At 72.3% G+C, this 15,161-nt stretch carries 14 protein-coding genes; 3 read left to right on the top strand and 11 right to left on the bottom strand.

The window, feature by feature from the left end; translation table 11 throughout:
- Positions 1 to 90: 90 nt before the first annotated feature.
- Both AB0L21_RS38835 and AB0L21_RS38830 read right to left on the bottom strand, forming a co-directional pair.
- Positions 91 to 549, bottom strand: coding sequence for a cyclic nucleotide-binding domain-containing protein (locus tag AB0L21_RS38835; RefSeq protein ID WP_365711122.1), 459 nt, complete (start codon positions 547 to 549; stop codon positions 91 to 93).
- A 275-nt stretch (positions 550 to 824) separates the two neighbouring features.
- The gene (locus AB0L21_RS38830) at positions 825 to 1,067 is read right to left on the bottom strand and encodes a hypothetical protein (protein ID WP_014670725.1); all 243 of its coding nucleotides are present in this window, start codon (positions 1,065 to 1,067) and stop codon (positions 825 to 827) included.
- Positions 1,068 to 1,193: 126 nt separating this feature from the next.
- Here AB0L21_RS38830 and AB0L21_RS38825 point away from each other — a divergent pair, with 126 nt between their 5' ends.
- Both AB0L21_RS38825 and AB0L21_RS38820 read left to right on the top strand, forming a co-directional pair.
- A complete protein-coding gene (locus AB0L21_RS38825) occupies positions 1,194 to 1,628 on the top strand; it encodes an ATP-binding protein (protein ID WP_365711124.1) in 435 nt (144 codons plus the stop codon).
- 233 nt (positions 1,629 to 1,861) lie between these two features.
- Positions 1,862 to 2,731 carry a SigB/SigF/SigG family RNA polymerase sigma factor gene (locus AB0L21_RS38820; protein WP_365711126.1) on the top strand — a complete coding sequence of 290 codons (870 nt, stop codon included), beginning with the start codon at positions 1,862 to 1,864 and terminating at the stop codon, positions 2,729 to 2,731.
- A 4-nt stretch (positions 2,732 to 2,735) separates the two neighbouring features.
- Here AB0L21_RS38820 and AB0L21_RS38815 read toward each other — a convergent pair whose 3' ends face one another.
- The 5 genes from AB0L21_RS38815 to AB0L21_RS38795 form a co-directional block, all read right to left on the bottom strand.
- Positions 2,736 to 4,958: an FUSC family protein gene (locus AB0L21_RS38815; RefSeq protein WP_365711147.1), complete on the bottom strand. Its 2,223-nt coding sequence runs from the start codon at positions 4,956 to 4,958 to the stop codon at positions 2,736 to 2,738.
- Between the two features lie 96 nt (positions 4,959 to 5,054).
- Positions 5,055 to 5,264 carry a DUF4287 domain-containing protein gene (locus tag AB0L21_RS38810; protein WP_365711128.1) on the bottom strand — a complete coding sequence of 70 codons (210 nt, stop codon included), beginning with the start codon at positions 5,262 to 5,264 and terminating at the stop codon, positions 5,055 to 5,057.
- A 96-nt stretch (positions 5,265 to 5,360) separates the two neighbouring features.
- The gene (locus AB0L21_RS38805) at positions 5,361 to 6,737 is read right to left on the bottom strand and encodes an NAD(P)/FAD-dependent oxidoreductase (RefSeq protein ID WP_365788681.1); all 1,377 of its coding nucleotides are present in this window, start codon (positions 6,735 to 6,737) and stop codon (positions 5,361 to 5,363) included.
- A 195-nt stretch (positions 6,738 to 6,932) separates the two neighbouring features.
- Positions 6,933 to 7,367, bottom strand: a complete 435-nt coding sequence (locus AB0L21_RS38800) for an ATP-binding protein (protein WP_365711131.1) — start codon at positions 7,365 to 7,367, stop codon at positions 6,933 to 6,935.
- A gap of 163 nt (positions 7,368 to 7,530) precedes the next feature.
- Positions 7,531 to 9,429, bottom strand: a complete 1,899-nt coding sequence (locus AB0L21_RS38795) for an AMP-dependent synthetase/ligase (protein ID WP_365788680.1) — start codon at positions 9,427 to 9,429, stop codon at positions 7,531 to 7,533.
- Positions 9,430 to 9,578: 149 nt separating this feature from the next.
- On the opposite strand from AB0L21_RS38795, the gene AB0L21_RS38790 reads away from it, so the two are divergent.
- On the top strand, positions 9,579 to 9,812 hold the full coding sequence (locus AB0L21_RS38790) for a DUF6480 family protein (RefSeq protein WP_041664959.1): 234 nt from the start codon (positions 9,579 to 9,581) through the stop codon (positions 9,810 to 9,812).
- Positions 9,813 to 9,822: 10 nt separating this feature from the next.
- Here AB0L21_RS38790 and AB0L21_RS38785 read toward each other — a convergent pair whose 3' ends face one another.
- From AB0L21_RS38785 to AB0L21_RS38770, 4 genes are all read right to left on the bottom strand, one after another.
- Positions 9,823 to 10,911, bottom strand: coding sequence for a glutamate--cysteine ligase (locus AB0L21_RS38785; RefSeq protein ID WP_365711139.1), 1,089 nt, complete (start codon positions 10,909 to 10,911; stop codon positions 9,823 to 9,825).
- A 91-nt stretch (positions 10,912 to 11,002) separates the two neighbouring features.
- A complete protein-coding gene (gene glgB / locus AB0L21_RS38780) occupies positions 11,003 to 13,204 on the bottom strand; it encodes a 1,4-alpha-glucan branching enzyme (protein WP_365788679.1) in 2,202 nt (733 codons plus the stop codon).
- 3 nt (positions 13,205 to 13,207) lie between these two features.
- The gene (locus AB0L21_RS38775) at positions 13,208 to 14,572 is read right to left on the bottom strand and encodes a maltokinase (protein WP_365788678.1); all 1,365 of its coding nucleotides are present in this window, start codon (positions 14,570 to 14,572) and stop codon (positions 13,208 to 13,210) included.
- A gap of 31 nt (positions 14,573 to 14,603) precedes the next feature.
- The coding region (locus tag AB0L21_RS38770; RefSeq protein ID WP_365711145.1) for an alpha-glucosidase C-terminal domain-containing protein at positions 14,604 to 15,161 on the bottom strand (558 nt) is incomplete at its 5' end.

The raw sequence follows: 15,161 nt of genomic DNA, 5'->3' as shown, positions 1-15,161 counted from the left end.
CCCTCGTACTGGATGTACTTGGGTCGGGGCCCGGTGCGGCGAGAGTGCGTGCATGGCGTCGCGCGGCAGACGGGAGTTTGACGACAGGGCCTAGATCGGGCTGCTGCGCCGCCGCATCGTGTACTGCTCCATGAGCTTTCCCCGGGTGGTCTCCAGCCGGTGGGCGAGGATCTCGGCCACCGTCCGCACCAGCGAGAGCCCGAGCAGCGGATCCTCCACGCAGAGCCCGAGCACCGACGGCCCGTCGAACTCGTAGGCCCGTACGTTGCTGAAGGCCACCGCGCCGAAGTCCCACTGGTACGGCGGGAACAGCCAGGACCAGCCGAGCATGTCGCCCGCGCCCAGCGTGGCCACGGTCACCCGCTGCCGGGAGGTGACCTGCTGGTCCAGGTGGACCGCGCCCGAGCGGATCACCCAGAACCGGTCGGCGGTGCCGCCGGCTTCGAAGATGCGGGTGTCCTCCGGGAAGGACACCTCCTTCGCCAGCTCCATCAGGCGCTCTCGCTGCGCCTGGGGGAGGGCGGTCAGCAGTTTGATCGCTTTGGTCATGGCGCATGGCTCCTCGCCGGCGGCGGTTGCGGTTCGGGTGCTGTGCTCTCAAGCCCATTTCAGCCGCTGTGACCGTCCGGAGCACGTCGAGGGACGCGCATCTCCGCCCGCGTGTCGCGCTCGGGGCAGCAAAAAGCCCTGGCTGGACGGGGGAAACCAGCCAGGGCCGTATGTAGTGACACGAGGAGCGGGGAAGAACGGTTCCGCGCTGCTCTCGCACCACTTATGGGTGAACCATAAACCATCTGCCGTACTTTTGGGTAACCGGAAGCGGGTCAGGTGACCTGTTTCACTCCTTCCGTCCGCACCGGGCCCCCGCCCGGCCGGACGATCTCCTCCAGCACCCGCAGCACCGCCTCGAACGCCCGGGCCCGGTCCGCCGCCTCCCGCGCGCCCTCCGGATCCGTCGCCGTCAGGCTTTGTGCCCGCTCCCGCCAGGCCCGCTCCTCCTCGGCCGCGCGCTCCTGGCCCCGCCGGATCCGCCGCAACAACTCGTCCGCGTCCACCACATCGGTCATGTCGAGCGGGTACCCGCTCGGTCCGCCGTGATGACACGGGTACCGAGGGTGTTTGACAACGCGGTAGCGGGTCAGCCGGAAGTGGGAGAGAACCCTGCAATCCGGGCGCCGCTCAAGGAGGAAGGGATGCTCGACAAGCACCGGACCACTTCCACCGCGACCCTGCCGGAGACACACGGCCGGGTGCCGTGCCGGCCGGCCGAGGCCCGCAGAGCGGTGGAGCGTGTCATGACCGAGCGGTGCCGGGCCCGCGCCCTGCCGTGCCCGGCCCAGGCCGTCCAGGACGCGCTGCTGGTCACTTCGGAACTCACCACCAACGCCCTGCTGCACGGCGGCGGCATCACCGGCTTCGACGTCGATGTCGACGGTGGCGGCGTCCGGGTCTCGGTGAGCGACAACAGCGACGACCTCCCGGTCGCCGATCCGGCCGGCGACGAGGGCGGCCACGCCCGCCCCGGCGGCCGTGGCTGGCCCATCGTGTGCCGGCTGGCCCGGGACGTCCGGGTGGCGGAGCTGCCTCGCGGAGGCAAGTGCATCACGGCCGTCGTACCGCTCCGCTGAAGCGGTGCGGGAAGTTCCGCTCACCGCGTTTGCGGGTGGGGGCGAGGGGCAGACGGAATTTCGTGCTTCGGACCGGAGGCGCGTGCCCCGCGGGGACAATCCCGCTGCCTGGGCCCCCTTCCGGCGGGCCGGGTGGCTCACCCGCGGAGAACCCTGACACCACCGTTCGGGCCAGGACCTGGAACCGCAGTTCCGGCCGTGTGCCCTGAAACCACGTTCAGGAGCGATTCCGCATGCTGACCGACATGTCGACAAGCCGTCCCGGCACGACCGCCACCACCAGCGCCACCACCGGTGCCACCGCCGCGGCGCCCGCCCGGCGGAACCACGACGACGCTCCGGACACCGCGGAGCTGTTCGTCCGGCTGGCGGAACTGGAGGACGGACCCGAGCGGGACGCCGTACGCGACGAACTCGTCACCGCCTGGCTCCCCATGGCCCACCGGATCGCCGGCCGGTTCCGCGACCGGGGCGAGTCCGTCGAGGACCTGCGCCAGGTGGCGGCCCTGGGCCTGGTGAAGGCCATCGACCGATTCGACCCCTCGCGCGGGGCCTTCGAGAGCTACGCCGTGCCGACCATCACCGGCGAGGTCAAGCGGCACTTCCGCGACCGTATGTGGGCCCTCAGGGTGCCGCGCCGGGTGCAGGAACTGCGCAACCGGGTGCGGGTGGCCCGGCGGGAACTCACCCAGAACCCCGGGAGCCCCGAGCCCACCGTCGCCGACATCGCCGCCCACACCGGGCTCAGCGAGGAGGACGTCACCGCCGGCATGGAGGCGCTGGAGAGCTTCAGCACCCTGTCGCTGGACGCCGAACTCTCCAGCGGCGACGACGGCTACAGCCTCGCCGACACCCTCGGTGCCACGGACACCTCCTACGACGTCGTGGTCGACCGCGAGGCCGCCAAGGAGGGGCTGCGCCGACTGCCCGAGCGCGAGCGGGCCATTCTCTACATGCGTTTCTTCGAGGACATGACCCAGAGCCGCATCGCCGACCGGCTCGGCATCTCCCAGATGCACGTCTCCCGGCTGATCAGCCGCAGCTGCGCCCGCGTCCGCGACGAGGTGCTGGGCAGCCGCCGCCCCGGCGCCGACCCGCGGTGAGTACTCACGTCCCCGGCTGGGCCGGGCCACCGGCCAGGCCCAGCGGCCGGGCCAGGCCGGAGACGGCCTCGTCCAGGCGCTGCAGATGGCGCAGCACCCGGTCGGTCACGCGGCCGTAGCGCGGGGTGTGCAGGGTGCCCGGCTCCAGCATCGACGCGATGCTGGGGCCGGTTTCGATCTGCGCCGGGGACCTCGGGTCCGTGACGTGCGCCGCGATCGCCTCGATGTTGTGCACGATCCGTCCGCACGCCCCGCGCAGCCGGGGGTCCGCCGCGATCGCCGGATGCGTCGGCAGCAACTCGGCCGTGGCCGCGAGGGACCGCCCGTGGTAGGCGCAGGTCTCCAGCAGTGCCACCACATAGCGGGCCGTGTTACGGCGCGAGCGCAGCGGGGTGATCGGATGCGTGAGCGGCTGGACGGCCGCGCGCAGGTCGGCCAGCGCCTGGTCCAGCCGGCGCGCCTGCTCCACCAGGTCGCCGCCCGCCCCGCCGCTGAGCTGGTCGACGGCGCCCCGCGTGACGTCGGCGAGCCGGTCCAGCACCGCGACCAGCAGCTCGTTGGTACGGCGGTCGGTGTGGACCGGCAGCACCACGGCCGCCGCGATCACCCCGCAGGCCGCGCCGAGCGCCGTCTCCTCGATCCGCAGCATCAGCACCGACATGCTGTAGGTGTTCAGCAGGGTGTACAGCAGCCCCAGCATGGCCGTCACGAAGAACGACATCAGCGTGTACGACAGGGGCGCGGTGTAGAACATCGCGAAGATGAGCAGCAGCACCAGCGCGAACGCCGTCCACGTGTGGTGCCCGACCAGGGCGGCGAGCCCGATGCCGGCCACCACGCCGAGCACCGTGCCCAGCAGCCGCCGGTAGCCCTTCACCAGGATCTCGCCGGTGGAGGCGGTGTTCAGGAAAACGATCCAGCAGGTCAGCACCGCCCAGTACCAGCGCTGGGCGGACAGCAGCTCACCGCCGGCGATGGCCAGCGAGGAGCCCACGGCGACCTGCACGGCGGCCCGGGTGGTGGGCCGTTTCAGGCCGGCCGGCTGCGGCTCCTCCGGTTCGCTCTCCCCGCTGACCTCGATCGCGGCGTCCTCCGCGTCCAGCTCCTCCCGTGAGCGGGCGGTCGCCGGGGTGTCGTCGGACTCGTCCTGGGGACCGTCCAGGGCGACCCGCAGGCCCAGGGCGGCCCGGGCGGCCTCGCCGAGGCCCCGGAAGACGTCCTGCACGGCCGGGGACGCCCGGGGCAGGTTTTCCTCCTCGCGGTAGCCGAGCAGCCGGTTGCGTACCTGGGCGAGCGCCGTCCCCGACGCCTCCCCGGCCGGCCGCAGCGTCAGCAGCCGCAGGGCCCGCAGATCCCGGCGCAGCGCGGCCGTCGCCTCGTCACGCACCGGCAGCTCGCCGCCGGAGGGCAGCGGGGCGCCCGGCAGATGCAGGGTGAGGGTGTCGGTCCGCTGCGCGCTGCGCGCGGTGAGCAGCAGCAGGCCGAGGCGCTCGGCGGCGATCTCCGCGTCCGCGACGCGGCGCTGGAGCAGCCGGGCCACCCCCGGGTCCGGGGTGCCGTCCTCCAGCCGGCCCTGGATCAGCAACGCCGTCTCGTGCAGCCGCGCGGTGCCGGTGCGCAGCTCCGCCAGCACCTTCTCGGCCTCGTCGGGACCGGCGTCCAGCAACTCGGCCTGGGTGGCGAGCAGCTGGGCGAGCCGCGCGCGGAAGGCCCGCCGCAGCCGGTCCAGGGTGCCCGCCGGGGTCTGCGGCAGAGCCACGAACCGGGCGATGGCGCTGCACGCGAACGCCACGCAGATGACGCCGTACAGCCCGGGCAGCACGGACGTCGTCGCGCCCACGAACAGCGACAGGAAGTAGACCTGGAAGCCGATCAGCCCCAGCGCCGTGCCGCGGTCACCGAACCGGCGGCCGTAGACGGCGCAGAAGATGAGGACGACGAAGAACAGGTCGCCGGCGACGACCCGTTGGTTGAGCAGCGCGCCCAGTGACACCGAGGCCAGCGCCACCGGCAGGCCGGCCGCGAGTGTCACGGCCTGCTGGGCGCGCTGCTTCTCCCGGATGGCGAAGGTGGAGACCATCGCCGCCATCGCCCCGGCGACCAGCTGGGACACCGGGACGCGCAGCGCGGCGAGGACGGCGAGGGTGAGGGCGATGGCGGTGACCGTGCGCAGTCCCGCGGTCAGCCGGAGCAGTCCGGGGTCCGACGCCGCGAGCCGGTCCCACATCCGTACCCGTCCCGACCGTCCCACTGCCCTCACGCCGCCGCGCTCTCTCCCGTGCCAGACATCGATCTCTGACCCAGCATCGCACGCGGCCCCCGCTCACCTGCCTTCGGCCAGGGTGGCGGCCACCAGCGCGTTGGCATGCCCGTGCCCCATGCCGTGCTCGGACTTCAGCCAGCCGACCAGCTCCATGTGCTTCGTCAGCGGCGAGGAGCGGATCAGCTCCTGCCACTCGCCGACCGGGCGGCCGTACTTCTTCTCGATCGACGGGAAGTAGCTCGCCGGGCCCTTGACGGTCTTCTCGGTCATGCCGGGGTGTCCCTCCGATTGACGGTCTCTGATCACCAGGGAGGACCGCCGGTCCGCAGCGCAGTGATCGGCGGTCCCCTGGTGATTCACGTCACATCACGGATGGTCGATGCCCGCGCCCTCCACCCGCGCCCGGACCTCGTCCGGTGTCAGGTAGGAGTCGGTGAACTCGAAGTCCTTCAGCCGGGCGGGCTTGCGGGCCTGGAAGCCCGTGCGGACGAAATCGTCGCCCGCGACCGCGTTCAGCAGCCAGTTGGTCATCACCCGGGTCTTGGCGACGTTGGTGCGCAGCGCCGACCAGTGATAGCCGCGGGCCACCGCCTGCGCGGGAACCCCGCGCAGCTCGATCCCCAGCGGCTTGGACACCGCGTCCTTGCCGCCGAGGTCGACGACGAGGCCCAGGTCCTTGTGGACGTACGGCTGCATCTGCTGCCCGCGCAGCGTCGCGATGACGTTGTCGGCGACCTTCCTGCCCTGCCGCATGGCGTGCTGCGCGGTGGGCGGGCAGACCGCGCCCTCCTGGCGCTTGGCCAGGTCCGGCACGGCCGCCGAGTCGCCGAGCGCGAACACGCCGTCGTGGCCCGGCAGGCACATCTCGGCGGTGACCGCCAGCCGGCCCTTGACCGTCTCCGCGCCGAGCGTGGCGATGAGCGGGCTGGCGACCACCCCGGCCGTCCAGATCAGGGTGTGCGTCGGCACCACCCGGCCGTCGGTGAAGGTCACCTCCTCCGGGCCGGCCTTGTCGATCGACACGCCCAGCGAGACCTCGATGCCGCGCCGCTTGAGGATCTCCTGCGCGCTGCGGCCGAGCTTGTCGCCCAGCTCGGGCATCAGCTTGGGCGCGATGTCGATCAGATGCCACTTGATCAGTCCCGGGTCCAGCCGCGGATAGCGCTGCACGGCCGCGTGCGTCAGCCGCTGGAGGCAGGCCGCGGTCTCGGTGCCCGCGTAGCCGCCGCCGACCACCACGAACTGCAGTCGCGCGGCCTTCTCGGCCGGGTCGTCGCTGGCGTCCGCCAGGTCGAGCTGCGAGATGACGTGGTCGCGGATGTAGGCGGCCTCGGCGAGCGTCTTCATCCCGAAGGCGTGCTCGGTCAGGCCCGGGATGTCGAAGGTGCGGGTCACGCTGCCCGGTGCCAGCACGATGTAGTCGTAGCGCTCGTTGACGATCTTGTCGGTGATGGTGCGGATGACGCACACCTTGGCCTTCAGGTCCACCCCGATCGCGCCGCCCGGGATGATCCGGGTGCGGTACTTCTTGCTGCGGCGCAAGGACAGGGCGATCGACTGCGGCGTGAGCACGCCGGAGGCGACCTGGGGCAGCAGCGGCAGATAGAGCTGGTAGGCGAACGGCGTCACCAGGGTGACGTCGGCCTCGTCCGGGGCGAGTTTCCGCTCCAGACGGCGGACGCAGTCGACTCCGGCGAAGCCTGCGCCAACCACCAGGATCCTGGGTCGTGTCACGGTGTTCATCCCTTTCTGCGGCTCCGGGCGGTCCGACTCGACGCCGTTCGCATGCCCTGGATCGCTCTGCGCCAACTCCGATCCCACCGCGCCTTAAGCCGTTCCGCCAGCGGGGTGCGGCAGCAGACGCACGCGTGGGGACCAGCATGCCCCCACTGGGACGTGGAGTAACCGGCTGGCGCACACCTACACGTCGAACACCTGTCACCAGGGCAGGAACGCGTGGATGTCCTTGCCCCGGTCGTGCACGACCACACTGACCTGGGTGCACAGCGTGTGCACCAGGTGCCAGCCGATGCCGCCGCCGCCCGTGCGCGGGTGGAACGGCCGCGGCTCCGGCCTGGTCGTGCTGGTGTCCCGCATCGTCACGTGCACCCCGTCGAACGTGCGGCGCATCCGCAGGTCGAACGGACCGGGCGCGTACTGGATCGCGTTCGCGGCCAGTTCGGTCACGACCAAGAGGATGTCGTCCCAGTACTCGTGCGCTCCCGGCGGTGCGTCCCGGGCGAGGGCGCACAGGAACTCCTCCGCCGCGAGCCGCGCCCCCGTGACGTTGCGCAGCTCACCGGGGAAGGAGAACGTACGCTCGTACCTCTCCTCCGAGGGTGGTGTGTCGTCCCAGCGCGGCTCCGTCACCATCTCGCATTCCCCGGCCCCGGCCCGGAAGGGGCCGGTTCGGCCCCTTCCGACCAGAACGGTCGTCGTTGCTGATCTCTCGCTGCGCTGCGGGTTCCCACAGCCGCGCAGGCTATCCGTCCCCCCTCGGCCCCGCCGCCCGTACGCCGTACTCGCCCAGTCCTCGTCAGCGGAAGACATCGTCCGGTTCGTCCCACTCGGCCGGCTCCGGCGGGCGCGGCCGCGACCGGGAGCGCGCCTGGTACATCGCCTCGATCTCGGCCGCGTAGTGCCGCACGACGGCGTCCCGGCGCAGCTTCATGGACGGCGTCAGCAGCCCGTTGTCCGGTGCGAACGGTTCCGGGAGGACACGGTAGACCCTGATGGATTCCGCGCGGGACACCGCGCTGTTGGCGGAGGCCACCGCCCGCGCGATCTCCTCCCGCAGCGCGTTCTCCTCCCGGGTCTCCCGGCCCTGGGCGTCGCCCTGCAGCGCCAGGGCGGCCCGCCAGTCCGCCAGGAAGTCCGGGTCCAGGGTGATCAGGGCGCCGACACAGGGCCGGTCGTCGCCGATCACCACCGCCTGGTGGACCAGCGGATGCATCCGCAGCCGCTGCTCCAGCGGCGCCGGGGCCACGCTCTTGCCGCCGCTGGTGACGATGATGTCCTTCTTGCGCCCGGTGATCGTCAGATAGCCCTCGGAGTCCAGCCGGCCGATGTCCCCGGTGGCCAGCCAGCCGCCGCGCAGCGCGGCCCGGGTCGCCTGCTCGTCGCTGATGTAGCCCTGGAACACCGACGGACCGCGCACCAGGATCTCCCCGTCGTCGGCCACCTGGATCTCGGTGCCGGGCAGCGGCAGGCCCACGGTCCCGGACTTCTCCCGGCCCAGCGGCTGCATGGTGATCCCGCCGGAGGCCTCGGTGAGCCCGTACCCGTCGTGGAGGTACACGCCGATGCCCTCGTAGAACAGGGACAGTTCGCGGTTGAGCCCGCTGCCGCCGGAGGTCCCGCGCACCACCCGGCCGCCGAGCGCGGCCCGCAGCCTGCGGTACACCGTCCGCTCGTACAGGGCGTGTTGCAGCTTCAGTTCCAGACCGGGACCCGGACCGGTGCCCAGCCGCCGGCGCTCCTCGGCCGCGGCGAAGTCCCGCGCGGTCTGCGCGGCCCGCTCGAACAGGGCGCCCCGGCCCGCCCGTTGGGCGGTGTGCAGAAACCTCTTGTAGAGCTTCTCGAACACCGACGGCACGCCGTACAGGTAGGTCGGCCGGAACGTGCTCAGGGCCGACGCCAGCGCCGTCCCGGTCGGCTCCGGCTCGTGCGCCATCAGGACCCCGCCGCGCACACACATCAGCATGATCATGATGCCGTAGACGTGCGAGAACGGCAGGAACGCCAGCACGGACGGCTGTTCGCCCGGGGGCGCGGCGGTGTGTGCCCAGCCGGCCAGCAGCGTGTCGCAGGGGTAGGCCAGGCCGCGGTGGCTGAGCGCGCAGCCCATCGGGCGCCCCGAGGTGCCGGAGGTGTAGACGACGGCCGCCGTGGAGTCCGGCAGCACGATCCTGCGCAGCGACTCCACCGTGGTGTACGGGACGGCCGTGCCCCGCTCCACGAGGTCGGGCAGGGCGCCCGCGTCGAGCTGCCAGACGTGCCGCAGCCGCGGCAGCCGGGTGCACACGGTGCCGACGGTCATGACGCCCTGCTCGTCCTCCACGACCACGGCCACACAGCCCGCGTCCCGCAGGATCCACTCCACCTGGTCCCGTGAGGAAGCCGGATGGACCGGCACGATCTCGGCGCCCACCGCCCACAGCGCGTGGGCGAGCACCGTCCACTCGTAGCGGGTGCGGGCCATCAGGGCCACCCGGTGGCCGGGCGAGATCCCGGCGGCGATCAGGCCCTTGGCCAGGTCGACCACCTCGTCCCGCAGCTCGACCGCCGTCACCTCCTGCCATCCGGCAGCGGCGGGCCCGGCCCGGCGCGCGAGGACCGGCAGCGTCGGATTCCGTTCCGCCGTGGCGAACACGCTGTCGGCGAGTCCGCCGGTGAGCGGCGGGGCGACGGCGGGAGCGAGGGCGAGGTTCCGCATGCGCTGCTCCTGGTGTACGGAGGGTCACACCGCCGATCGGCTCGGTGCCGGCGGTGCTCGAATGTAGCCCAGGCAAGCGCGTTCGGTGACGGGAACGGTGAAGTCGTGATCGGCTGATGATGTGGGCGTGTCCTGGGGACTCGGGAGACATGAGTCATGTGAACCCCGATCCGGAACCCGAGCGCACGACCGGTCTGGAACCAGGTGGGGGAGTTCCGCCCGGTGAGACACCGCCGGCCGAGAGCAGCATGCCCGAGGCCGGCCCCCGCGAGCCGCACGTCCAGCGCAGGGGCTGGGCCAAGGCACCGCTGACCCTGATCCTGCTGCTGGTCGTCCTGATCGCGGCCTTCTTCCTGGTGTACGCCCTGGTACTGATCCTCTGAACCGGCCCGCTCAGCCCTGCGTGCGGCGCACGCACTCGGTGACGACGTCGCGCAGGCTGCCGGTGTGCTCCAGCAGCCGGCGCTGCTCCCGTGCGCCGTTGCCCGTGCGCAGCAGCTCCTCGACGGCCCGCTCGGTACGGGCCGCGTCGCCGCTCTCGGTGAGCGCGTCCCCCGTGTACTCCAGCAAGGAGCGCAGCACCCGGGGCGCGCGCCGGGGCTGCATGGTCGCCGGGTCGAGCAGGTCCTCCTCCAGGCCGTACCGGGCGGCCTGCCAGTCCGCCAGCCGCAGCAGGCTCACGCCGGGGTCGGGCGCCGACCGGCCCGCCCGCCACTCCCGGGCGGCCGTCTCCACGAGGGCACGGCAGAGCGTCGCGATCAGCACGGCGCTCTCCGCGGACAGGCACACGTCCGCCACCCGGATCTCCACCGTCGGATAGCGGGCCGACAGCCGTGCGTCGAAGTAGGCCATGGCCTCGTCGAGGATCACCCCGGTGGCCACCATGTCGGCCACCCTGCGGTGGTACCGCTCGGCCGACCCGAACGGCTCGGTCGGCCCGGCCGACGGCCACCGGTTCCACACCCGGCTGCGATAGCTGGCGTAGCCGGTGTTCCGGCCCCGCCAGAACGGGGAGTTCCCGCTGATCGCCCGCAGCACCGGCAGCCACGGACGGAGCCGGTCGAGGACAGCGACGCCCTCCTCGTCGGACTCCACCGACACATGGACATGGCAGCCGCAGACCAGCTGCTCCCAGGTGGGTATCCCGAACCGCTCGGCGAGCCACTGGTACCGGTCGTTCACGCTGAGGGCGGGACTGACCGGCAGCGGAGAGGTGGCCAGCGCGGCGACCGCGCAGCCGATCTGCCCGGCGTGCCGTGCCGCCTCCTTGCGGCAGCGGACGATCTCGTCACCGAGGTCCGCCATGGCCGACTGCGGATGCGTGGCGAACTCCAGCATCTGCCCGAACAGCTCCTTCTCGAAGACGTCCTGTCCGGGATCGTCCTGGGCCGCATGGGCGAGGACGGCCGCCGCCAGCGCCTTCGGGTCGCCGCTGTCCGGATCGACCAGAAGGAGTTCCTCCTCCACTCCGACGGTGCGCACGTGGTGCCGCCCTTCTGTCCGTGCCACGAGGGGCAGTCGCTGTCTGTACGACCCCGACTGCCCCTCGTACGGCCGCCGACACCTGCGGCTTTCAGTCCTCCGGCGTCAGCCAGACGGTGGCGAGCGGGGGCAGCGTCAGCGTCAGGAACCCCTCCTCCGGCTTGGCGGGCCCCTCGGTGCGGACGCCGCTGCCGCCGTACCGGGTGTCGTCGGTGTTCAGCGCCTCGCGCCAGGCGGGGAACCCGTCGGGGACCCACAGGCGGTAGTCGTGCCGGACGACCGGGGAGAAGTTCGACACCGCCAGCAGCGGGCCGCCGTCGGCGGCGAAGCGCAGGAACGCCAGGACGTTGTCGTCCGCCGCGTCGCACAGCACCCACCGGAAGCCGCCCGGGTCGGTGTCCCGCTGCCACAGCGCCGGCGTCGCCCGGTACACCGTGTTGAGGTCCCGCACCAGGGCCTGTACGCCCCGGTGGTCGCCGGCGGAGTGGTAGTCGTCGGAGAGCAGCCACCACTCGGGGCCGTGCGTGTGCGACCACTCGGCTCCCTGGGCGAACTCCTGCCCCATGAACAACAACTGTTTACCGGGGTGGGCCCACATGAACCCGAGGTAGGCCCGGTGGTTGGCGCGCCGCTGCCACCAGTCGCCGGGCATCTTCGACACCAGCGCCTGCTTGCCGTGCACCACCTCGTCGTGGGAGATCGGCAGGACGTAGTTCTCGCTGTACGCGTACACCATCGAGAAGGTCATCTCGTTGTGGTGGTACTTGCGGTGGACCGGCTCCTTCTGGATGTACTCCAGCGAGTCGTGCATCCAGCCCATGTTCCACTTCAGCCCGAAGCCGAGCCCGCCGCTGTCCGTCGGCCGGGTCACCCCGTCCCACGCGGTGGACTCCTCGGCGATGGTCACCACGCCCGGGCAGCGCCGGTACACGGTGGCGTTCATCTCCTGGAGGAAGGCCACGGCGTCCAGGTCCTCGCGGCCACCGAACACGTTGGGCTCCCACTGCCCGGAGTCCCGCGAGTAGTCCAGGTAGAGCATGGAGGCGACGGCGTCGACACGCAGGCCGTCGATGTGGAACTCCTCGCACCAGTACACCGCGTTCGCGACGAGGAAGTTGCGCACCTCGGTGCGGCCGTAGTCGAACTCGTACGTCCCCCAGTCCGGGTGCTCCGCCCGCAGGGCGTTCCCGGGCTCGTACAGCGGGTCCCCGTCGAACCGGGCCAGCGCCCAGTCGTCCTTGGGGAAGTGCGCCGGCACCCAGTCCATGATCACACCGAGGCCGGCCCGGTGACAGGCGTCCACGAAGTACCGGAAGTCGTCCGGCGAGCCGAGCCGGGGTGTCGGCGCGTAGTAGGAGGTGACCTGGTACCCCCAGGAGCCGGTGAACGGGTACCCGGCCACCGGCATCAGCTCCACGTGGGTGAAGCCCATCTCCTTGACGTACGGCGGGAGTTCCTCAGCCAGCTGACGGTACGTCAGCCCCGGCCGCCACGACGGGAGATGGACCTCGTACACCGAGAACGGCGCCCGGTGCACGGGCGTGTCACCGCGGTGCGCCATCCACTCCGCGTCGCCCCACTCGTAGTGCGAGGACGTCACGACCGACGCCGTGTCCGGCGGCACCTCCGTGCCCCGCGCCATCGGGTCGGCCTTCAGGAACCGGTGCCCGTACCGCGAGGTGATCTCGAACTTGTACCGGGTGCCCTCGCCGATCCCGGGCAGGAACAGCTCCCACACCCCGGACGCGCCGAGCGACCGCATCGGGTACTGCGTGCCGTCCCAGTACGTGAAGTCCCCGGCCACCCGCACGCCCTGGGCGTTCGGCGCCCACACGGTGAAGCGGGTGCCGGCCACGCCCTGGTGGACCATCGGCTCGGCCCCGAGCGCCCGCCACAGCTGCTCGTGCCGGCCCTCCCGGATCAGGTGCAGGTCCAGTTCGCCGAGGGCGGGCAGGAAGCGGTACGGGTCGTGCACCTCCTGCTCGGTGCCGTCGTACGCCACCAGCAGCGTGTACGACGGGACCTCCGCGCAGGGCAGGACGGCTGCGAACAGACCGTCGCCCTCCGACCGCAGCTCGGTGGGCGTGCCGTCGATCACGACGCTCACCGCCCGGGCGTTCGGGCGCAGCGCCCGGAACAGCGTGCCGCCCGGCACCGGGTGCGCGCCCAGCAGGGCGTGCGGATCGTGATGCGCGCCGGCCAGCAGCCGGCCGCGGTCGGCGGGGTCCAGGGCCACGGCCGCGGGCGGCCTGGGCCCGGCGGCCTCGGGGCGCGCGGTGTCCTTCAGTGCCATGGGTCAGCCTCCCCACACGGCGAGCCGTTTGATCGCCGCCATCGGTACCGGCAGCCAGTCGGGCCGGTGTCTCGCCTCGTACAGCACCTCGTAGACCGCCCTGTCCGTCTCGTGCGCGCGCAGCAGCGCGTGCTTCTTGCGTGGATCCCAGCCGGCGCGGGCCGCGTAGCCCGCGCAGAACGCCTCCCGGCAGCGGCGCGCCCACTCGGGTCGCCAGGGGCGGCGCTGCCGGGCCGCGTAGTCGAAGGAGCGCAGCATCCCGGCGACGTCCCGCACCGGGGACTGCGGGGCCCGTCGCTCGGCGAGCGGACGGGACGGTTCGCCCTCGAAGTCGATGACGAACCAGTCGCGGCCGGCCCGCAGCACCTGCCCGAGGTGCATATCGCCGTGGATGCGCTGGGCGGGCGGCCCGGTGTCGCACGTGGCGAGCGCCCGGAAAGCGGCCTTCAGGCCGGGCACGTAGGGCAGCAGCCCGGGGACGGCGTGCGCGGCGGCGTCGAGCCGCGCGCACATCGCCTCGGCGGTACGGCCGTTCTCGCCGGGCCCGGCCGGCGGGAAGGCCTCGGCCAGCGCCAGGTGCACCTCCGCCATGGCCCGGCCGAGGGCGCGGGACTCGGCGGTGAAGTGGTCGCCCGCGGCGAGCGCGCGCAGTGCCAGCGTCCAGCCGTCGGTGGCGTCCGGCAGGAACGGCTGCAGCACCCCGAGGGTGGCCGGGCGCGGGGCGGTCGTGGTGAACCAGGCCACCGGCGCGGGCACCCGGGTGCAGCCCTGCGCGGTCAGCGCCGCCGGCACCTCCAGGTCCGGGTTGACGCCCGGCTGGATCCGGCGGAACAGCTTCAGGATGTACGCGTCGCCGTACACGATCGAGGAGTTGGACTGCTCGGCGTCCAGCAGCCGTGGCGGCAGACCGCCGGGCAGATCGGCGGCCGGGTCCGTCTCGAACCGCAGCGGGCCCGCCGCGCCGGGCTGCCGCAGCCGCTCCAGCAGCAGATGGGCCGAGCGCGGGTCGTGCAGGGCGTCGTACACCGCGAGCCCGGCCAGCGGGCCGTCCACGGCGCGCCCGATGAACGCCCGCTCCAGCCGCGGGGCGAGGTGCTGGCGCAGGCCCAGCAGCAGCTGGTAGCAGTCCCCGGGCGGGGGAGTGCCGCCGGGGGTGGGCACCGGCACGTGCGAGGCGTGCACCAGCAGGTGCAGACACCCCGGGAACAGCTCCGTCACGGACAGCACCGACAGATCGGTGACCGGCCGGTCCTTGCCCGCGAACCAGCGTTGCCTCGGCAGCCAGTCGCGCAGCAGCCCGCCCAACGAGGCCAGTGGCCCGTCGGGCCCGGCCGCGGTGCGCGGTCGGGGGGTGATGGTCTTCGGCATGGTGACGCGTCCTTTCCTCGGCGCCGGGCGTTCAGCGGCGGCGGCCGATGCGGGATGCGACTCGGGTGAGCCGGAACCAGTAGAAGCCGTGGCCTTGCAGGGTGAGCAGGTAGGGCAGTTCACCGATGGCGGGGAAGCGCACTCCGCCGATCAGTTCGACCGGGTGCCGCCCGTCGTAGGCCCGCAGGTCGAGTTCGGTGGGCTGGGCGAAGCGGGAGAAGTTGTTCACGCACAGCACGAGGTCGTCGCCGTACTCACGCAGGAACGCCAGGACCGCCGGGTTGGAGGACTGGAGTTCCGTGAACGAGCCGAGTCCGAAGGCGGGGTTCTGCTTGCGGATCTCGATCATGCGGCGGGTCCAGTGCAGCAGGCTGGACGGGGACGACATGGAGGCTTCCACGTTGGTGACCTGGTAGCCGTAGACCGGGTCCATGATCGTGGGGAGGTAGAGCCTGCCGGGGTCGCACGTCGAGAAGCCGGCGTTGCGGTCGGGGGTCCACTGCATGGGGGTGCGGACGGCGTCGCGGTCGCCGAGCCAGATGTTGTCGCCCATGCCGATCTCGTCGCCGTAGTAGAGGATCGGCGAGCC

The sequence above is a fragment of the Streptomyces sp. NPDC052721 genome, from assembly GCF_040678315.1.
Lineage (GTDB): Bacteria > Actinomycetota > Actinomycetes > Streptomycetales > Streptomycetaceae > Streptomyces.
This window is presented reverse-complemented; position numbering and strand designations above follow the sequence as displayed.

Coding starts and splice junctions, on each gene's coding strand:
- AB0L21_RS38830 (WP_014670725.1), bottom strand. CDS start 1,067: ATGACCGATGTGGTGGACGCGGACGAGTTGTTGCGGCGGATCCGGCGG.
- AB0L21_RS38805 (WP_365788681.1), bottom strand. CDS start 6,737: ATGAACACCGTGACACGACCCAGGATCCTGGTGGTTGGCGCAGGCTTC.
- AB0L21_RS38775 (WP_365788678.1), bottom strand. CDS start 14,572: ATGCCGAAGACCATCACCCCCCGACCGCGCACCGCGGCCGGGCCCGAC.
- AB0L21_RS38795 (WP_365788680.1), bottom strand. CDS start 9,429: ATGCGGAACCTCGCCCTCGCTCCCGCCGTCGCCCCGCCGCTCACCGGC.
- AB0L21_RS38835 (WP_365711122.1), bottom strand. CDS start 549: ATGACCAAAGCGATCAAACTGCTGACCGCCCTCCCCCAGGCGCAGCGA.
- glgB (WP_365788679.1), bottom strand. CDS start 13,204: ATGGCACTGAAGGACACCGCGCGCCCCGAGGCCGCCGGGCCCAGGCCG.
- AB0L21_RS38815 (WP_365711147.1), bottom strand. CDS start 4,958: ATGTGGGACCGGCTCGCGGCGTCGGACCCCGGACTGCTCCGGCTGACC.
- AB0L21_RS38810 (WP_365711128.1), bottom strand. CDS start 5,264: ATGACCGAGAAGACCGTCAAGGGCCCGGCGAGCTACTTCCCGTCGATC.
- AB0L21_RS38820 (WP_365711126.1), top strand. CDS start 1,862: ATGCTGACCGACATGTCGACAAGCCGTCCCGGCACGACCGCCACCACC.
- AB0L21_RS38825 (WP_365711124.1), top strand. CDS start 1,194: ATGCTCGACAAGCACCGGACCACTTCCACCGCGACCCTGCCGGAGACA.
- AB0L21_RS38790 (WP_041664959.1), top strand. CDS start 9,579: ATGAGTCATGTGAACCCCGATCCGGAACCCGAGCGCACGACCGGTCTG.
- AB0L21_RS38800 (WP_365711131.1), bottom strand. CDS start 7,367: ATGGTGACGGAGCCGCGCTGGGACGACACACCACCCTCGGAGGAGAGG.